Origin of the sequence: Streptomyces sp. NPDC007863, from assembly GCF_040633895.1 — a bacterium.
Lineage (GTDB): Bacteria > Actinomycetota > Actinomycetes > Streptomycetales > Streptomycetaceae > Streptomyces.
This window is the reverse complement of the sequence record NZ_JBEYEI010000017.1, coordinates 196,221-215,177: the sequence shown is the minus strand read 5'-3', so window position 1 is coordinate 215,177 and position 18,957 is coordinate 196,221. Positions and strand designations below refer to the sequence as shown.

9 protein-coding genes are annotated in these 18,957 nt (G+C 70.4%); 3 read left to right on the top strand and 6 right to left on the bottom strand.

Annotated features, from left to right (window positions below):
* Window positions 1-38 precede the first annotated feature (38 nt).
* The gene (locus ABZ621_RS26140; RefSeq protein WP_360608553.1) at window positions 39-1,046 is read right to left on the bottom strand and encodes a ScbA/BarX family gamma-butyrolactone biosynthesis protein; all 1,008 of its coding nucleotides are present in this window, start codon (window positions 1,044-1,046) and stop codon (window positions 39-41) included.
* Window positions 1,047-1,363: 317 nt separating this feature from the next.
* Here ABZ621_RS26140 and ABZ621_RS26135 point away from each other — a divergent pair, with 317 nt between their 5' ends.
* On the top strand, window positions 1,364-2,146 hold the full coding sequence (locus tag ABZ621_RS26135; protein ID WP_360608550.1) for a response regulator transcription factor: 783 nt from the start codon (window positions 1,364-1,366) through the stop codon (window positions 2,144-2,146).
* A gap of 151 nt (window positions 2,147-2,297) precedes the next feature.
* On the top strand, window positions 2,298-2,924 hold the full coding sequence (locus ABZ621_RS26130; RefSeq protein WP_360608548.1) for a ScbR family autoregulator-binding transcription factor: 627 nt from the start codon (window positions 2,298-2,300) through the stop codon (window positions 2,922-2,924).
* On the opposite strand, the gene ABZ621_RS26125 is transcribed toward ABZ621_RS26130, so the two are convergent.
* From ABZ621_RS26125 to ABZ621_RS26105, 5 genes are all read right to left on the bottom strand, one after another.
* Entirely contained in the window at window positions 2,913-3,503 is a 591-nt protein-coding gene (locus ABZ621_RS26125; RefSeq protein ID WP_360608546.1) for a TetR/AcrR family transcriptional regulator, read from the bottom strand. The two genes, ABZ621_RS26130 and ABZ621_RS26125, sit on opposite strands and share 12 nt — an antisense overlap.
* A gap of 745 nt (window positions 3,504-4,248) precedes the next feature.
* On the bottom strand, window positions 4,249-5,337 hold the full coding sequence (locus ABZ621_RS26120; RefSeq protein ID WP_360608544.1) for a DNA helicase: 1,089 nt from the start codon (window positions 5,335-5,337) through the stop codon (window positions 4,249-4,251).
* Between the two features lie 8 nt (window positions 5,338-5,345).
* The gene (drmB, locus tag ABZ621_RS26115) at window positions 5,346-7,163 is read right to left on the bottom strand and encodes a DrmB family protein (protein WP_360608542.1); all 1,818 of its coding nucleotides are present in this window, start codon (window positions 7,161-7,163) and stop codon (window positions 5,346-5,348) included.
* A 32-nt stretch (window positions 7,164-7,195) separates the two neighbouring features.
* Complete coding sequence (locus tag ABZ621_RS26110) at window positions 7,196-10,315, bottom strand: helicase-related protein (protein WP_360608540.1); 3,120 nt, start codon at window positions 10,313-10,315, stop codon at window positions 7,196-7,198.
* A gap of 53 nt (window positions 10,316-10,368) precedes the next feature.
* Window positions 10,369-12,435 (bottom strand): sigma-70 family RNA polymerase sigma factor, encoded by a 2,067-nt coding sequence (locus tag ABZ621_RS26105; protein WP_360608538.1) that lies wholly within the window; start codon window positions 12,433-12,435, stop codon window positions 10,369-10,371.
* 185 nt (window positions 12,436-12,620) lie between these two features.
* Between ABZ621_RS26105 and ABZ621_RS26100 the strand changes: the two genes are divergently transcribed.
* Window positions 12,621-18,935, top strand: coding sequence for a protein kinase (locus tag ABZ621_RS26100; protein ID WP_360608536.1), 6,315 nt, complete (start codon window positions 12,621-12,623; stop codon window positions 18,933-18,935).
* Window positions 18,936-18,957 lie beyond the last annotated feature (22 nt).

Genomic DNA, 18,957 nt, shown 5'->3' with positions numbered 1-18,957 from the left:
CGGCGCCGCGGGTGTGTGTCGCGTCGCGGGGCGACGGATCAGCGGGTCCGGGCCGCCACGACGAGGTCGGTGGTGAACACCGGCTTGCCCCGCTGGGTTCCCTCGACCCGCACCAGCACGCCGTCGCCCCGTTCGCCCGGAACGGTCCGGGCCTCGATCCAGCACGGCGCCTCGAACTCGGCGTAACAGGTGAAGGAGCTGTTCAGGCCGAGCACGAGCGCGTCGGGCATGCCGCTGACCGCGTGCGCGGCCTGCCGGGCGGCCTCCAGGAGGACCATGCCCGGGACGTGGTCCACCGGGTGGTCGAAGTAGGTCGGGTGAGCGGTGTCGACCCGCAGTTCCCAGCGGCCGGCCGTGTCCGGCGCGGGCACGCCGAGCACGACGTGCCGGGGGCTGGTGTGCCCCACGAGGGCCGGCTCGACGGCCGGCGGGATCGGTTGATCGCTGTGTGTGGGTGTGCCGCCGCGCAAGCGCTGGAACACCTGCGGGCTCATGCACCTGAAGGAGGCCTCCGCGGTGCCGAGTCTCCTGCCGTCCCGCTCCACGGTGACGACGTACGCCATGGAGGCCAGCGCGCCGTTGCGGCGGACGATGTCCCGGCACTCGGTGCGGAGGACGACCTCGGTGGGCGTGCTTCCCGCACGCAGCAGCTCGGGTTCGAGCGAGACGGACATGTCCCGCATCAGGAACTGGTAGCCGAAGGGGACGTCGAACTCGGCGTGGGCCAGCAGGGATCCAACCTGTCGCACCGACTCGATCAGGAGCAAGGGGTCCTGGTACTCGCCGTCTCGGGCGAACAGGGAGTGGCTGCGCGGCCATTGGGCGCGGACCACGAATTCCTGGGAACCGCCCTGCGGGTCGACGGGGCCGACCGCGTCCCACCCCGTCAGGAAGACCTCGGAGACCGCCGCGCGGTGGACGTACTCCCGCGGGACCGTCGACGTCAGGCGCTGCGCCGGGACCCGGGTTAAGGCCTGCTCCGCCACCGAGACCGGTCGCGTTCCCATGACCCGTGCCGTGGACGACTGCTCAGCGAAGTGCGGCATGTGCAGGACTCCTGTCGTATGCGGGCAGGGGACACCTACGGCACGCCGTCGCCCCCCGCTGCGGCTAACCTTCCGCCCCCAACATACAGACAGGTCTGCGTGGTCTCGGTTAACAACTTGCCAAGCTTTTTGGATCGCCTGCCGCAGTCGCGGTGCCATCTAGCACGCCGCAGCCACTTCAGGGCATGCATTCACCCAACGGAACCCTTGACACGCAGGGGTGGAAGCCCCTTGACATTCAGACACGTCTGTTTGTTATCGTCCTCGTCGCCGACTGCAGCGCCCCAGCCGCTGCGGCCACGCCACAGGAGGAACAGATGAATCGGCAGGCCGTGGATCTCCTCACCGCACCGACCGAGCACCACCGCCCCCGGCACCCGCAGGGCGGCCCCTCCCGGCCCCAGTTCGCCGCCTCCCCGACCCCTCACCGGCAGGAAGGACTGCGCGTCCTGGTCGTCGAGGCCAACACCCGGGACGCCGACACGCTCCTCCAGGGACTGACCAGGCAGGGATATGTGACGCAGAGTGCGAAGAACGGCGCCCAGGCGCTGCGTTCCCACTGCGACGCCGACCTCGTCCTGCTCGACCTCGACCTTCCCGACCTCGACGGGCTCGAAGTGTGCCGGGGCATCCGCACCGTCAGCGAGACGCCGATCATCACCGTGACGGCGCGCGACTCCGAACTCGACCGCGTCCTCGGCCTGCAGGCCGGGGCCGACGACTACCTGGTCAAGCCGTACGGGTTCCGGGAGCTGCTGGCCCGGATGGAGGCCATCATGCGGCGGGTCCACCGCCAGACCACGCCGGCGCGCGTCGCCGTCCACCAGGGCCTGCGCGTCGACGCCGACGCACGCACGGCCACGCTGGACGACGAGCCGCTGGACCTGACCCGCAAGGAGTTCGACCTGCTGTTCCTGCTCGCCTCGCAGCCGGACACGGTCATCTCGCGCCGCCAGATCATGGCCCAGGTCTGGGGGGACGCCTGGTCCCCCCGGGGCCGTACCATCGACACCCACGTAGGAACCCTGCGGGGCAAGCTCGGCTCCAGCGAGTGGATCCACACCGTCCGGGGCATCGGTTTCCGCCTCGGATGCCCGTAATCGGGCCGGGAAAAGGGCCGATCAGCGTCGATCCGCCCCAGCCCCGCCCCAGCCCCGCCCCCGTCCCGCCCCGGTCCCGCCTCAGCCCCACACCACGTTGCGTTAAGATACAGACAAGTATGTCAAAATTTTTCGCGGCGAGAGAGTGAAGATGGCCAAACAAGAACGGGCACAGCGGACGCGTCAAGCCATCCTCACCGCCGCGGCGGAGCTGTTCGACGAGCGCGGTTACGACTCGGCGAGCACCACCGACATCCTGGCGCGGGCCGGCCTCACCCGCGGGGCGCTCTACCACCACTTCCCGTCGAAGGAAGCGATCGCCCTCGCCCTGCTCGACACGCACGTCGACGCCCTCCAGGTGGAGGAGCAGCCGGTGAAGCTCCAGAGCCTGATCGACCTGACCTTCAGGTTCGCCCAGCAGCTGCAGCGCGATCCGGCGCTCCGCGCCAGCGTCCGCCTGTCCGTGGAACAGTCCTCGTTCACCGCGTTCCAGACCGGCTACGAGCAGTCCATCGAGGTCATACGGAGCCTCCTGCGGCAGGCCATGGACCAGGGCGAGATGCTGCCCGGCCTGGACATCGACGAGGCGACGCTCTTCATCGTCGGCGCCTACACCGGCGTCCAGACCATGGACCAGGCCTACAGCGACCGCGCCGACCTCATCGACCGGATCAGCTCCATGTGGCGGTTCGTCCTGCCCGGCCTGGCCACACCCGGCCTCATCAGCCGGATGCGGACCACGGCCCCGCCCGGCGCCCCGCGGCCCTCAGCGGACTGAGGGCCGCTCAGGCCCGGCGGGCGACGGCACCGACGACCCCACCCGCGCCGCCCCACGACCGTCACCGGAACCGCCGGCGGAGTCGAACAGGGCCTGGAGCATCGGCCACAGCCGATCGACGCTCCGCCCCTCCCACCACTTGGGGTCACTGCGCCCCAGGCTCTCCACGCCCGCGGCGAGGAGCACCACGAGGTCGGCGAGGTCCTCCACGGGAAACGCCGCCCGCCGCCCGGCGAGCACGAGCCGCTCGTGGAGCATGGCCAGCATCTGGTCCCGCAGCCGGGGCGACTGGAACGTACCGTCGCCCGCCAGCTTCATTCCTGCCCGCACGATCGGATCCGTACGCAGCGACTCGCCCAAGGTGACGAGAAAAGTCCGCAAGGCCTCCGCCGGCTCCCGGCTGAACGCCTCGTCGATGAGCGCGACGATCCGGTCGTGCGCTTCCTCGTAGACCGCGGCGGCCAGCATCGCGGTAGAGGCGAAGTGGTGATAGAGCGCACCCCTGCTCACCCCCGCCTTCTGGCAGACGTTGACCAGCCCCGCGTCCGAGGGCGGACCGTCCGCGACCAGCTCGGCCATGGCCCGCACAAGTGCTTGCCGGGTCCGGTGCGACCGGGTCTGCATGGGCCCTCTTTTCATGGCATCCGTCGAATGTTCAACCCCCCGGGCGTGACAGCCACGCGGAATCATACAACACTGTCTCTTCTACGCCAGCCCTCCCCCGCTCCCCCCAACCACCAGGCACAGCAACCGGATTCTTTCGCCGGAATCACGGCCACTTGTCACCCGCCTACCCCCCGATCCCCCCTCTTCACCAAAAAAACAAAACAGGGAAGTCGGTTTACACCTCTCCCCCGCCACGCCCCAGCCCCCCTCCCCGACCCCAACCGACTGAACTCCCCCCACCCGACAACCCATCCCGACCCCCCACCCCCCTCCAGCAGCCCTCAAGCAACGCTCAAGCGGGGCTCCACCACGCCACGACGACAGCGCGATCACGAGGGGCTCGAAGGCGGCAAGTACGCCTGCCGAGACAGGCCTCCGGACGGGAGAACACCCTCGACCGTGCCGGAAAACACGTCCGCGCCCCCCGGACGACGCCGGAGGGCGCGGAAACCACGGATCAGGTGTGCCCTACTTCACGGGCTCCAGAATCGCCACGCACTCCACGTGGTGGGTATCGGAAAGAGGTCACGTGACGCGGGAGCTGACATAGCCGCAGGTCGGCGCAGGGCTGTAGCCGCTCTGAGTGCCCTCTCGGCCGCCCAGAGCGTCAAACAAGCGTCACAACCGGTGTCGGGTCCCCGAACTCTGTAACCCAGCATCATCCTCGAGCCAGAACGCGGGGCGGGATGTCCTTCAGCAGCCCCGGTTCGCTGTCGCCCGCATAAGCGAAGTGAAGTTCATGGCGAGCTCGAGTGGCCATCACGTAGTACGCCATGCGGAGTGCCCCGGAGGTGGGGTCCACCCCTGCGTCCGCCTCCGAGTCCGGCACCACGACCGTGTCGAACTGAAGCCCCTTCGCACTGGACCGGTGAACAATGACAATGCCCGGTCGGGACAGGTCGAGCGTCCGATATCGGCCTCCGCTTGCTTGCGATGTGTACATCTGCGCCCGAACTCTCGGGGCCTTCTTCTCCAGGCAGGTGAGGAGTTCGAGCTGTGTCTCGGTGGAGTGCACCACCACTCCGATGCTCCGGTCGGGCCGGCTCGCAAGCAGCGCAAGCAGCAGATCGGTGACCGCTGCCCGGTTCGGGAGTGCGTGCAATCGGGGCAGGAGGCCCTCTCGACCGGGCAGTTCGGGCGGGCAGGAACCGGTATGGAACCGCGCGGCGAGTTCAGCGGTCTGCCGCGTGTTGCGATGATTGCCGTGGAGCTCGTGGACGAAGCATCGCCCCAGGCCTCCGGCGACCTCCGCGAGAGTGGAGTGGGTTGTCGTCAGCCGCTGGCATTCGTCCGCGAAGACCGTCGTGCGGGCCCCGAGAATCCGACACAGCCGGTAGAACGCGGGCGGCAGATCCTGCCCCTCGTCCACTACCAGTGTCAGCGGCTGGTTCGGCTCGGTGAGCGCGGCCCGCTCGTAGAACGCCGGCCAATCGAACCAGCCGTCGTCGGCGCGCGGGATGTCCGTGCCGTACCACCCGGCAAGCCAGGAGTGGGCGGTGGCCACGGTGACGTCCGCACGGTCGGAGCACAGGGCGGATACCAGTGGCGCCAAGGACTGCCGCAGGAGGTTGGAACGGGTCAGCAGGAGGACCGGTGTGCCGGTGAGGGCGAGCATCACGGCACGCTGGGCGGCCAGCACACTCTTTCCGCTCCCCGGGGGCCCGTCGATCACGTGGTTGCCCTCGAACGGCAGCCCGTCGAGCAGTGCGCGCTGGGGAGGCGTGAGGTCGAGGTAGGTCGGTGTCATCGTCGTGCTCATTCCTGGACGGCGGCAGCGCGGGCTGCGGCAACGATCGGCTCGAAAAAGCCCGGAACGCCGCCTCCGCCGACGACGAGGGCTCGGTCGAGCAGAGTGTTGCCCGTCTCGCAGCTGGTCTCCGGGAGGAGTGCGCAGGCGTGGCAGGCGGCGCGGTTCAGGTTGCCGAAGCCCTGGCCGGTGTGTTCCGAGCACAGGGGGTCTGCCGAGCACCATGCGGCGGCCTCGGCCATCCGCAGCAGTGTCTCGGCGAGCCGGGGCGGTTCGCCCTGCTGGACGAGGCCTCCCAGTGTGCCTTCGGCGTCGCCCGCCGCGGTGTAGACGAGGATGCCGTACTGGTCGTGCTCGGGCCGGGCGTAGACGCGCTCCCGCAGGCTGGCGGTGGTGTATCCGGATTCGAACGACAGCTGGCGCACCAGGAGGTGGGCGAGGGTGTGCAGCAGCACGAAGCGTGGTGCGAGATCGGGGCCGGTCAGTACCTGAAGGCGGTCGCTCTGGAAGGACCGGTCCAGATCCGCTCGGAGCGCCGCCACCCGGGACCTGACGGCGGGCTGCTGCTCCCAGGTCGCCAGTTCGGCCGGGTCCAGGGTGAGCAGAATGCCTTCGCCGAAGACCTCGACGGCGGGCAGCCAGCGCAGCCTGCGGGAGGTGTCAGCGGGAACGACGGCGGCGTCCGGTGACACCCGGCTGAAGCCGGACAGCGCACGCACCTCGCGGAGCCGGTCGGCGAGAACGATGCGGCCCACCCTCCGGTGCAGGCCGGCCCAGGGCTCCGTGGTTTCGGAGGCGAGGCCGAGGCCGGAGCCGCGTACCGAGAATTCGCGGGTGACCGGTGGTTCGGCGGCCGTCAGCGCCGCCCACTCCTCGCGGCGCAGATCGGTTCCGGCGGCAGATGCCGCGGAGACGCCGGTGGCGAGGTGGGGGCTGTCCGGGTGGGCCACCGTGCCGGTCCCCGTCTCCTCGGAGAGAAGGGCGTCCAGGAGGGCGTCATCGGCCCCCGTGTCCTCTTTGATCATGTCCCGGAGGATCTCGGCGCGGTCGCCGGTGGCCTTGCACAAGGGCACCCAGTAGTCGCTCTCGCGCACCCTTCCCGCGAGCTCCTCTCCGCCCGCGGCCGGAAGCTCGGTCTCGGGGAGGGAGAGCGCCGAGTGGACCACCGGGTAGTACAGGTTGCCCGCGGTGCGCTGCACGACCTGAACCGGCTTGGCGCAGTCCACGGCTTCGGACACCCTCTGCCACGGGTTCCTGCCGGAACACCGCATGCCGTGCGTGCCGAGGATGTCCAGGAGGTCCCGGCTCGCGCCGCAGCCGGGCGCCACGCACGAGACGGTCAGCGCCTCAAGGCCCGTCGCCCGGTCCGACACCCGGAACCGCAGTTGCTCGCGCGAGCCGCAGGACTGCCGCTGGGCGGCGTCGAGCCGGGCGTGTGCCCAGAACCACCAGTCGACGTCACCGAGGTGTCCCGCCGCGCAGATCTGGACGAAACGCATGGGGGCGAGCCGGCGCTTCGGTGTGCAGAACGAGCAGCTCGGCGGCTCTCCGGGCTTCTCGTCGGCGATGCGCCAGCGCACCATGCGCCGGCACGATCCACAGAACAGCCAGGCCGGGAACCGGATGTAGGGTGCGCCGGGTGCGTCTGCGCGGTCGAACCGGTCGTTGAGTGTGGCCGGTGCCGCAAAGAACCCGGTCACGCCGAGTCGAGCGGCGAGGCGTGGAGACGCCACGGGCTGGCGCAGCCGCGGCCAGTCGCCGATTCCGGTCGCGACGAAGGACTCGCCCTGGATGTCGAAGACCGCGCCGACTCCGAACGGCAGCACCGTCTGAGCTTGGCGGACTCGAAGCTTGCGGTTCACTGGTCGGCTCCCTTGACCGTCACCTGGCACTCGCGGTCGACGCTGCGCATGGAATGGAGGGTCTCCCAGAGGCCTCCGTGCTGCTCGAAGTTCTTCAGGAGGTTGTGCTGCCCCTTGCCCTGACTGCGGTAGTACAGCTCCTTGCCTTCCTGCCTGGCGTTCCGGGCGGCCTCCTCCCACGCTGCGAGCAGTTCGGACAGTTCGGTCCGGACGGCGTGGGCGGCGCGGCGGTCGCTCGCGCCGGCCTTACGCGCCAGCTGCTCGGCGAGCTCCCGTGCCTCGCCGATCCGGTCGGGCAGCTCCCCGGCCTGGTTCTCCGCGCTCAGGCCGAGGCCGTGTCGTACGAGGATGACGAGCGCTGCGTGCAGCGCGCGGCGGCGCGAGGGGATGGACCAGGGGGTGACGCTGGTGGGTTCGACGTGCCGGTAGAGGGCTCGGTGGTAGGGGTCGAAGGCCTCGTAGTGCGAGCGGTCCCTGGGGCGGGTCGCGTTGAAGAACGTGACGACGAGCCCGGGCACGCTGTGCCGGCCGACGCGGCTGGTGGCCTGAATGTACTCGGCGGTGGTCTTGGGCTGGCCCTGCATCAGCATCAGCGCGAGCCGTTTGACGTCCACGCCGACCGACAGCATGTTGGTGCAGGGCAGGAAGGAGACGGCTTCCGGGTGCGTCCAGGGCTTCTCCAGCCGGTCGAGCAGCACCGGTTGTTCGGCCCTGGCCAGGTTGCTGGTCAGTTCCTGCACCTGGTGGTCGGCGAGTTCCCGGCGCCCCGATCGGGCTTCCAGGCCTGCCAGTTGGGCCGGGATGTCGTCCGCGGCCGCCGTGACGGTGCGGCCGAGTTCCCGCAGGCTGTGGTGGTAGGCGACGAGGGTCCAGTATGCGTCCCGGTGTTCTTCGGGCAGTTCCCAGGCGCCCTGGAGCATCGCGGCTGCGGTGGCGACCGCGGCCCGGCCGGCGGTGTGGCCCTGCGCCATGACGCCGAGGTAGAGACGCCCGGGGCGTGAGGTGTCGGGTTCGGCGAAGTACGAGTGGCGGGCATCGATGCCGGCCGGCGGGAACAGCTGCACCTCGGAGCCGTACAGGGCGCGTACCTGTTCGCCGGACCGGCGGATCGTGGCGGTGGACGCGACCACCTTCGGTCCCGTGCCGTCGGTCGCGGCGCACAGCCCGAGAATGGCCGATTCGTACAAGCCCACGGTGGTGCCGAGTGGCCCGGTCAGCAGGTGCAGCTCGTCCTGGATGATCAGGGTGGGCGGCAGACAGCCGACACCCGTCCCGAACAGGCGTCCGGCGCGGGGTTCCCAGGCGAGCCGGGCGAACTTGTCGACGGTGCCGAGCACGAAGGTCGGGGGCCGGTCGTAGAGCTGCTGGTCGACGACGGCGACGGGCAGCTCGTCGTGGAAAGTGCATGCGTCGCGGGGGCAGAAGAACGCGAAGGAGTCGGTGGCGGCCCGGATGCCGTAGTCGGCGTGGTCGGCCGACCGGTGGGCCGGGAGGATGCGGGTTCCGCACCACGGACAGCGGTCGAGGATGAAGACGTCCTCGGGGCGGGCCGCGGAACGGACGTCCCGTGCGGCCGTCATCGCGGCCTCGTACGAGTTGGGCGAGGTCGCCTCGCCGACCCACAGGCCGATGGAGAACGGCTCGTCGCCGTAACGGTCGGGGTCGGCACGGCGCAGCGCTTCCAGAGCGCAGACGGTGGTGGCGGCGCGCTGGAACTGCTGTGTGGTCAGCAGGCTGAGGGTGTAGCGGCTGAGTACGGCGGTGCCGCCGCCGTTCGGGTCGCGACGGCGCAGCACCATGACGAACGCCGCGAGCAGCAGGTACGCCTCCGTCTTGCCTCCACCGGTGGGGAACCAGATGAGGTCGGTCATGCTCCGGTCGGGGTGGCGCGGGTCGGCGACGCCGTCCAGGGTCAGGAGGAAGAACGCGAGCTGGAACGGGCGCCAGGCGGCTGACGGATCAGGCGCGGGCTCCAGGTGTACGGGATCGTGCCGGGAGCGCCGCTCGCCTGCCTGGTCGGGCGCCGAGTGTCTCATCTGCAGGGCCATGGCGAGGTTGGCGGTGCGGAAGGCCTCAAGGAGTTCGGGGCGTGCGGGGTCGCAGAGCGTGCGTACTCCGGATTCCATGCGGGTGACGGCGGTGCCGATGCGTTCCCCTACCCGGTCGGCGGCCTCGCGGCCCCAGGCGGGGACGCCGGTGTCCCGCTGGTCCTCGTACCAGCGGCGGTAGTCGGCCGTGAAGTCCGAGAGTTCCTGCCGCACCTGCTCGACGGGCACGCCGGGATCGGAGAGGTGCAGGACATCGAGGACGGGGGCGTCGGTGAGCCCTGCGGGCCGGGTGGCGGGCACCTCGGCCGTCGGCAGCACGTTGGCGCGCAGTCCGGTCACGGCTTCGCCGTCACGTTGCTCCTCGACGGCGCAGCCGTGCCCCACCGCGTACGTGCGGACATGCCGGTACTGGAGCCTCAGCTCCTGTTCCTCGAGGTCCCGGCTGGCGAGCCGAACACTGGGGTACTGGAGCACCCGTCCTTCACGGGGCCGTACGGCGAGCTCGACCTGGAAGAGCATGCGGTCCCACTGGGCGGCGCGCCCCAGGGCCGGTTCGGTCCGGGCGCTGTTGACCAGGGCGATGGTGACCAGCTGTCCCGCGCCGAGTGGCCGACGGCGCAGCCGCAGCTCGGCCCGCCCGTCGAGAACGGACACCACGTCCCGGTCAGGTCCGACCCGATGCGTCTCCGGGGGCAACGGGACGCGCTGCCAGCGGCGCCCCTGATCTCCCTGGGCTCGCAGGGTGCGGTAGCGGGCACCGCCGCATTCGATTTCCACGGTGTCCGCGTCGGTGTAGAAGCTGAGGCCGAGGGAGGAGGGCAGCCAGGCGTTGGACTCCGGCACCGGGTCGTCGGCGGGGGCGGTGTCGGCGGCCGCTCCTTCGGTTCCGAGACCGTCCGTGTCCTCGGCTGCCAGCGTCAGCTGGCGTTGCAGGTCGGCGTCCTGGGGATAGAGCGTGCCCATGAGGTACTGGCGATCGGGCGGCGCGTCGAGGATCTCGTCGTCGCCGTGCACGGGGCCGACGAGCTGGCTGCTCAGGTAGTCGACGAGTTCTTGCCTCGGGTCCATGGTGGTTCCTCGGGAAGGGGTACGGGATGCGGGGCCTGGCGAGAGGGGTGGGATCAGCCGTGGGACCGCCGGTCGTCCGGCGGCCGGCGGCCGGGGTCTCCCGCGAGGGCTTCGAGCCGGCTCTCCAGTTCCGCGATGCGGTGGCGGGCGTCACGCTCGATGGCTTCGATCTCGGCGATCCGCTGGGCTGCGTAACGCTCCACGGCCTCGATCTGCTCTGCCGCGCTCACTTCCGCCTCTTGGAGGGCGGCCTCCCGCTGAGCAACCACGTGCTCTGCATCTCGCAACCGCCCTTCCAAGGCGCTGATCCGTGCCTGGTGTGCGGCAAGGCGGTCATCGGCCTCTCGCCGCAGTGAGCGTTCCTGACGCCGCAGGGCCCGGTCGACGCGGTGGAGCATGACGGATTCCAGCTCGTCGAGCTGCCGCGCGTGTTCCTCGTTCACTGCTGAGATCCGCTCCTGTCCGCCCGGTTCGCCCGATGCCTCGGAGGCTTCCGGTGGCGCGACGGTCACGTCTTCACGCGGGGGCTCTTCAGCCGCCGCTCCGATCGCGGCCTGCTCGAACAACGCCGTCTGTGCCGGTACCACCCCCTCCGGCAGCTGAGGGGTCCGCGGAGCGGGGACGACGGTGGCCTTCCGGCGCCGGACGATCCGCCGGGCCGGGCGCCGGCGCCTGACGGGCTTGGGATCGGGCGGCTCGGCGTGCCCCGGGCCGAACCCGCTCTCCCGCAGCATCGGGCGCAGCAAATCGAACGCCTTCTTCTCCAGCTGGCGGATACGTTCGCGGGTGACGCCGAACTCCTTGCCGAGCTCTTCGAGCGTCGACGTCTCACCGCCGTCGAATCCGGTGCGGCGCAGCAGGATGCGTGCCTCCCGCCCCTCGAAGCGGGCCAGCAACGACGACAGGTACGCGTGGTTCACGGCCTCCATGGCCAGGTGTTCCGCCGAGGGCAGCGGACGGTCCAGCGCGACGAGGTCGCCCAGGTGTACGCCGTCTCCGATCACCCGGTCCAGCGAGGTGGTCCGTCGGCTGACCCTGCGGATCTCCTCCACGCGGCTCACCGTCAGATCGCAGACCACAGCGACGTCCGCAGCGCGCCACGGACGCCCCTCCGACTGCAGCTTCCGCTCGGCCGCGGCGACCTTCCTGACCTGCTCGTGGAAGTGCACGGGGAGGCGGATGACCGCCCCCGTGTCCGCGATGGCCCGGCTGATCGACTGCCGAATCCACCAGGTGGCATACGTGGAGAACTTGTAGCCGCTGGCGGGGTCGAACCTCACCGCCGCTTTCATGAGCCCAATGGCCCCGTGCTGGAAGAGGTCCTCGTAGTCCAGACCCTGCCCCCCGTGGCGCTGAGTGACGCTGTGCGCGAGGCCCTGGTTGTGGACGACCAGGCAGTTGCGCGCCTTGACCCGGATGTCGGTGGCCGGCAGGGCTGCGAGCTCCTCATCGGTGGGCCGTAACTCGATCCTGTCCGCGCCACCGCGCACCAGAACACCGAGCCCGACTTCCTCCTCGGCCGTGAGCCTGCGCTTCTCGGGGCACCGGCTGAAGCGGTCCTCGTTCAGCACCGTGTGGGCGGCCAGAACGGCGCAGGCGACATCCACGGGAGTTGAAGTAGTTTCGCCGGCGGCCGAGTCGAAGTCCTCCCATTCAGGGGGCTCGGGTTCGTACCCGTCCTCGGGTTCCAGGGACGAGACCGCTGCCGATCCCGCCGTCTTCAGGAGCTCCAGCGTCTCCGCGGGCGTCAGACCGGCGAGGCGAGCCACGCCGTCGACGGTCTCTTCGTGCACCCGACCCTGCTGGTCCATGTATCGGTGGAGCAAGGCGTACGCAGCGGAGACCCGCCCCGTCGACTCGAGGCGTACAACCTTTTCCGCGTCATGCGGGTCGTGATCCGCATGTTCCGCTTCCCGCCGGACGTGCAGCCCCAGGCGCGCCAACTCGCCCCGCAGGCGCTCCTGCTCGGCCTGCGCAAGGCCGAGACTCCCGATGCGGCCGTGGAACACGCTCTCGGAGACCACCCCGTCCACAGCCGCGGCACCGAGGTCCGCATAGAGCGAGCGAAGCGCGTTCCTGAGTCCGGCCGCATCCTGCTCACGCCGAGCTGCTTCCCCCACGGTCGCCCTCCTCGCTCGTTACCGAAACGACCCTACGAGAAACGCGTTGACAATGTCAACGCGCAAAGCATTGAAAGTCGACCTGTCCGCTGTGTACCTTCTCGGAGGAAAGCGATACGTGCGAAGGCATCCCTCGTCTCTGCGACCATGAGCAGTGGGGCCATGCGCAAGAGAGAGGGGCGGCTGTGACCGAGCGGCTGATCGGGGGCCGGTTCCGGGTGACAGGAGTCATCGGGGCGGGGAACATGGGCGAGGTCCACCGCGCCGAGGACCTGCACCGGGCGGAAGGCGACCCTGCTCGCACCGTCGCCGTGAAGACCGTGCTCCGCCGCCGCTCCGGCGCCGTGATCGACACAGGCCCCGAGAACAAGGCCGTCCAGCGGTTCGCCCGCGAGGTCCGGATCATGCGCCGCCTGGACCACCCCCACCTCACACGTCTCATCGACGGTGGTGTCGACGAGACCGACGGCGGCCGCCCCTACCTCGTCATGGAGTACCTGGACGGCGAAACCCTCCGTGACCTCATCGAGGAGGAGCGGCAGCTCCCGGTCTCCTGGGCCGTCGCCATCGGCGCGCAGATCGCGTCCGGGCTCGCCGCCGCCCACACGGCAGGCGTCGTCCACCGCGATCTGAAGCCCGCGAACACCATGCTGGTCACCGGCGGCATCGTGAAGGTCCTCGACTTCGGCATGGGCCGGATCGCCGACGACCCGGAGGAGACCCGCCTCACCAGCACCGGCGTCAGCGTCGGCACCGCCCGCTACATGGCTCCCGAGCAGTTCGAAGCCCGGCAGGTGACGCAGGCCGCCGACCTGTACGCCCTCGGCTGCGTGCTGTACGAGATGCTGGCCGGGGTACCGCCGTTCACCAGCGGCTCCGCGTACGAGCTGGGGCGCAAGCACGTGGAAGAGGTGCCTCCGTCCGTACGGATCGTGCGGCCCACCACGCCCGCCGGACTGGTCCGCCTGGTCGACCGCCTGCTGGCGAAGGACCCCGCCGAGCGACCCGCCGACGCGGTCGCCGTACGCGACGCCCTGCTGCCCCTGCTCGCCGAAGCCTGCGCGGCGGACGGCACGGATCTCGCCGGCGAAACCTCCGTGCTCCCTCACTGGAGTGCGCTCGATCCGGTCCGGGCGCTTCGCCCGGCCACCACGGCCACGGTCGCCCCGACCATCACGCCCGTGGAGGAGCCCCGTACGACCACGGGCACGGGCGCCGGCATGGACGTCTTCGGCGTCCACCGCACACTCATCAAGGACTACCGCTCCTTCACCGAGGGCGGCACCGTCATCCGGGACGACCGCCTCGCCGCCTTCGTCGAGGACGACCTCAACGCCAAGTCGCAGTGGCCTGACCCCTGGCTGTCCCTCAACCCGTTCTTCGCGAACGGCGGCACGGTCGTCGAGCTGGCCGCGCAGGGCGTGCTGCACCGCGAGTGCGCCCAGATCTTCCAGGCACGGAAGACCCCGGGCGGCACCGTGTGCGACGGACGTCCGCTCACCCTGCACCAGCATCAGCGGGAGGCGATCGACGCCGCCGCCTCCGGCGACTCGTACGTCCTGACCACCGGCACGGGGTCCGGCAAGTCCCTCTCGTACATCGTCCCGATCGTCGACCGGGTCCTGCGCGAGCGGGAGGCCGCGGGACCCCGGGCGGCCAAGCGCGTACGGGCGATCGTCGTGTACCCGATGAACGCGCTCGCCAACAGCCAGCTGAAGGAGCTGGAGAAGTACCTCAGCGACGGCTACGGCAGCGGCCACGAACCGGTCACCTTCGCCCGTTACACCGGGCAGGAGGACGACGCCCGCCGCAAGGAGATCCGCGACAATCCGCCAGACATCCTGCTCACCAATTACGTGATGCTGGAGCTGATGCTGACCCGGCCGGCCGACCGCGCCAGCCTCATCAGCATGGCCCGCGGTCTGGACTTCCTCGTCTTCGACGAACTGCACACCTACCGCGGCCGGCAGGGCGCCGACGTCGCCCTGCTGATCCGCCGGGTCCGCGAGGCCTGCCAGGCCGAGCGCCTCCAGTGCGTCGGCACGTCCGCCACCATGTCCACCGAGGGCACCGTCGACGACCAGCGCAAGGTCGTCGCCGACACCGCCACCACACTCTTCGGGACGCCCGTCCACCCCGGCAACGTGATCGTCGAGACGCTGATCCGGGCCACTGACGAAGCTCCGGAGACCGTCCCGCCGGAGCGGCTGCGCGCACCGGCGGCGCCCCGCGCCTACACGGATCTGGTACGCGACCCCCTGGCCCGCTGGATCGAGACCCGCTTCGGCCTGGCCGTGGACGCGGGGCGTCTGGTCCGCCGGCAGCCCGCGAAGATCGAGGAGGCCGGGCAGGAGCTTGCGGAGGCCTCAGGTGTCGATGCCGAGCAGTGCGTGGCGGCGATCCGCGCCACTCTGGAGGCCGGCTCCGAGGCCCGGCACCCGGTGACGGAGCGGCCGCTGTTCGCGTTCCGGCTGCACCAGTTCCTGTCCAAGGGCGACACCGTGTACGTCACCCTGGAGGACAAGCTCACCCGTCACCTCACCCGCTCCTACCAGCTCGAACAGCCCAACAGCGGTGGCAAGCTGCTGATGCCGCTGGCGTTCTGCCGCGAGTGCGGCCAGGAGTACCTGACGGTGTGGCGCACCGAGAAGGACGGGGAAGTCCGCTACGAGGCGCGGCGGGACACCTCCGCGACCGGTGGCCGACAGGGCGACGGCTACCTGTACGTCGACCACGACCGCCCCTGGCCCTCCGGCGTGCAGTACGCGGTGGACGACCGCCGCCTGCCCGAGTCCTGGCTGGAGCTCGACGACAGGGGCCAGGAGGTCGTCAAGAGGTCGTACCGCGACCGCTGGCCGCGCGCCGTCACTGTCGACCCGCGGGGCCACGAGGGGCAGGGCGAGCTGCGGGCCGCGTTCATCCCGTCGCCGTTCCTGTTCTGCCTGCACTGCGGGGTGGCGTACGAGCAGACCCGCGGCAAGGACTTCGCGAAGCTGGCGACGCTGGACCAGGAGGGCCGTTCCTCGGCGACGTCGCTGATCTCGGCCTCGGTGGTCCGGTCGCTGAAGTCGGTTCCGGAGGAAGCCCTCGAAAAGGAAGCGCGCAAGCTCCTCACCTTCGTCGACAACCGGCAGGACGCCTCGCTCCAGGCCGGCCACTTCAACGACTTCGTCCAGATCACGCAATTGCGGGGTGCGCTGTACCAGGCTGCGCTCGACGCGGGCGAGGACGGCATCCACCACGAGGATCTGGCGGCACTCGTCGGCAGCGCGCTCGGCCTCGACCCGGTCGACTACACCGGCAGGGACGATCTGGCCCCCTCGCTCGCCCGCAACGCCGCCAAGACCCTGCGCGATGTGATCGCCTTCCGGCTGTATCTGGACCTGGAGCGGGGCTGGCGCATCACCATGCCCAATCTGGAGCAGACCGGCCTCCTGGAGATCGGCTACGAGGACCTGGACTGGGTGGCCTCCAAGGACGACCGGTGGGCCGGCACCCATGAGGCGCTGCGCGAGGCCGACCCCGCGCTGCGCGCCGAGATCATGAAGGCGCTCCTCAACGAGATGCGCCGCTCTCTCGCCATCGACGTGTCGTACTTCCGCGAGGACTTCGACGCGTTGCAGCGGGCCAGCGAGGAACGTCTGGTGGACCCGTGGGTGCTGTCCGCCTCGGACCGGCCCAGGGTCGGGACCGCCTATCCGTACCCCTCCCGCCCCGGCCTGGACCGCTCGGCGCTCTTCCTGTCCGCTCGCGGCAAGTTCGGCAAGTACCTCGGGCGGGCGGACGCCTCGTTCAGGAGACTCGACACCGGTGATCTCCAGCTGGTCATCGAGCAGCTGCTCAAGGTGCTGACCAAGGCAGGCCTAGTCAAGGAGGTCGCGGACGCCCCCGAGCGGGCGGGCCGCTACCGCCGGGCGACCTCGGCCGTCCCGACCGGCTACCGGGTGGCGGCGCAGTCCCTGGTCTGGCGTGCCGGCAGGGGCGAGACGGGTACGCACGACCCGCTGACGCGGACGTACCAGAGCGGTGACGGTCCGCGCGTCAACACCTTCTTCCGTGACCTGTACAAGGACGCGGCCGGTGCGCTGTCCGGACTGTTCGCGCGCGAGCACACCGCGCAGGTGGCGCCGCAGGAGCGGGAGGAACGCGAGGAGGCCTTCCGCAAGGCCGAACTGAAGCTGCTGTACTGCTCGCCGACGATGGAGCTGGGTGTCGACATCTCGTCACTGAACGCGGTGATGATGCGCAACGTGCCCCCGACCCCCGCGAACTACGCGCAGCGCTCTGGTCGCGCGGGCCGCAGCGGCCAGCCCGCTCTCGTCACCACGTACTGCGCGACCGGCAACAGCCACGACCAGTACTACTTCCGCCGCTCGGAGCGGATGGTGGCGGGCACGGTCGCACCGCCGCGCCTGGACCTCGCCAACGAGGACCTGGTCCGCTCCCACCTCCAGGGCATCTGGATCGCGGAGACGGGCCTGAAGCTGGGACGGGCCATGTCCGACGTCCTCGACGTGCCGGCTCCGGACAGCGGTGACCGTCTGACTCCCGCCCTGGAACTGCACCCCGACATCCGCGACGGCTCCCTCGACGAAGCGGCGAGGAGCCGTACGGTCGATGCCGCGCTCCGTGTGCTGGGACCGCTGCTGCCCGAATTCGCGGACACCACGTGGTGGTACGACGAGTGGATCCAGGACCAGGTCCGCACCGCCCCCGAGCGCTTCGACGAGGCGTTCGACCGCTGGCGCAAGCTGTTCCGCGCCGCTCTCAAGGACTACTACATCCAGAGCGAGCGGCGTATCGACTACAGCCTCACCGAGGGCGACCGCAAGCGCGCCAACACCCGTCAGCGCGAGGCGTGGACCCAACTCAATCTGCTGATGAACGAGAGCGCGGACAGCAAGTCGGTCCTCTCGGACTTCAACCCGTACCGCTACCTGGCGTCCGAGGGCTTCCTGCCGGGCTACAGCTTCCCGCGACTGCCCCTCGCCGCATACATTCCGACCGTCGGCCGCCGACGCGGGGACGGTGACTACCTCCAGCGGCCCCGCTTCCTCGCCATCCGCGAGTTCGGGCCCGGGGCCCTGATCTACCACGAGGGCGCCCGCTACCAGGTGACCCGGATCCAGCTCCCGCCGGACTCCACCGGCGATCTGGCCACCAGCGAGGCCCGCCGGTGCGCGCAGTGCGGCTACCACCACGACCCGGAACTGCGGGCCGACCGGTGCGAGATGTGCGACGAGCCGCTCGGCTCGGCGACGTACGGCCTCCTCCAGCTGCACACCGTCTACACCACCCGCCGGGAACGGATCTCCTCCGACGAGGAGGAGCGGCGCCGCGCCGGCTTCCGGCTGGAGACCTCGTTCCGCTTCCACGACCGCGGCGCCCGCAAGGGCCGCCTCAACGCGTCCGTCGCCGACGCCTCCGGCGCGTCGATCGCCGATCTCGCGTACGGGGATTCGGCGACGGTACGGATCACCAACACCGGCCGGGTACGCGCCAGGAACGACGAGCCGCCGGGCTACTGGCTGGATCTGGCCGACGGCCGATGGATGAACGACCGTGACGCCGCCGAGGCGTCCGGCGACTCCAGCGAACTGCCTGTGATCGACGCCGACGGCAACGAGCGGCGCCGCAAGAAGCGGGTCATCCCGTACGTCGAGGACCGCCGCAACATCCTGGTCGTGACGCTCGACGAGGCCCTGCACGAGCCCATCGCGCTCACCCTCATGTACGCGCTTGAGCGAGGCATAGAGGCGGCGTTCGAGCTGGAGGACGCGGAGCTCAACAGCGAGCTGCTGCCTCCGGACGACGGCCCGCGGCGCCGCATCCTGTTCACGGAGGCCGCCGAGGGCGGAGCGGGCGTGCTGCGCCGCCTCCAGGCCGAGAAGGGTGCTCTGGCGAAGGCGGCCCGGTACGCGTTGGCCATCTGCCACTTCGACGAGGACGGCACGGACCTGGGCGGCCCGCACCCGGACCGGCCGTGCGCGCTCGGCTGCTACGAGTGCCTGCTGACGTACGGCAACCAGCTCAACCACGCCCTGATCAACCGGCACACGGCACGGGAGGCCCTGGTCCGGCTTGCGACGGCGACGGCCACGAGGGACGCGCGGGGCGAGTCGCGCTCCGAGCAGTTCCGGCGGCTCCTCGACGCGACACCGGCGGAGCCGACCGCGGTCGAGACCGCGGTGGCCGAGGCCGTCGGCCAGGACAACCTGGTGACCTGGCTGAGCGCGCGCGGCCTGCGTCTCCCGGACGAGAAGGAAACCTTCATCACGGATGCCAACGTGCTCGCGGACTACGTCTACCGGCTCCCGGGCGTCAACCTCGCCGTATTCGTCGACGGCCCGGACACGGAGATGACCGCCCTGCGCGACGAGGACGCCGAGGAACGCCTCCTGGACGCCCGCTGGGACTACGTCCGCTTCCCGCACGACGCCGACTGGGACGAGATCGTGGCCCCGCACACCCGCTACTTCGGCACCCCGTCCGCCAACTGACCGTTCACCACGAGGACTCGAC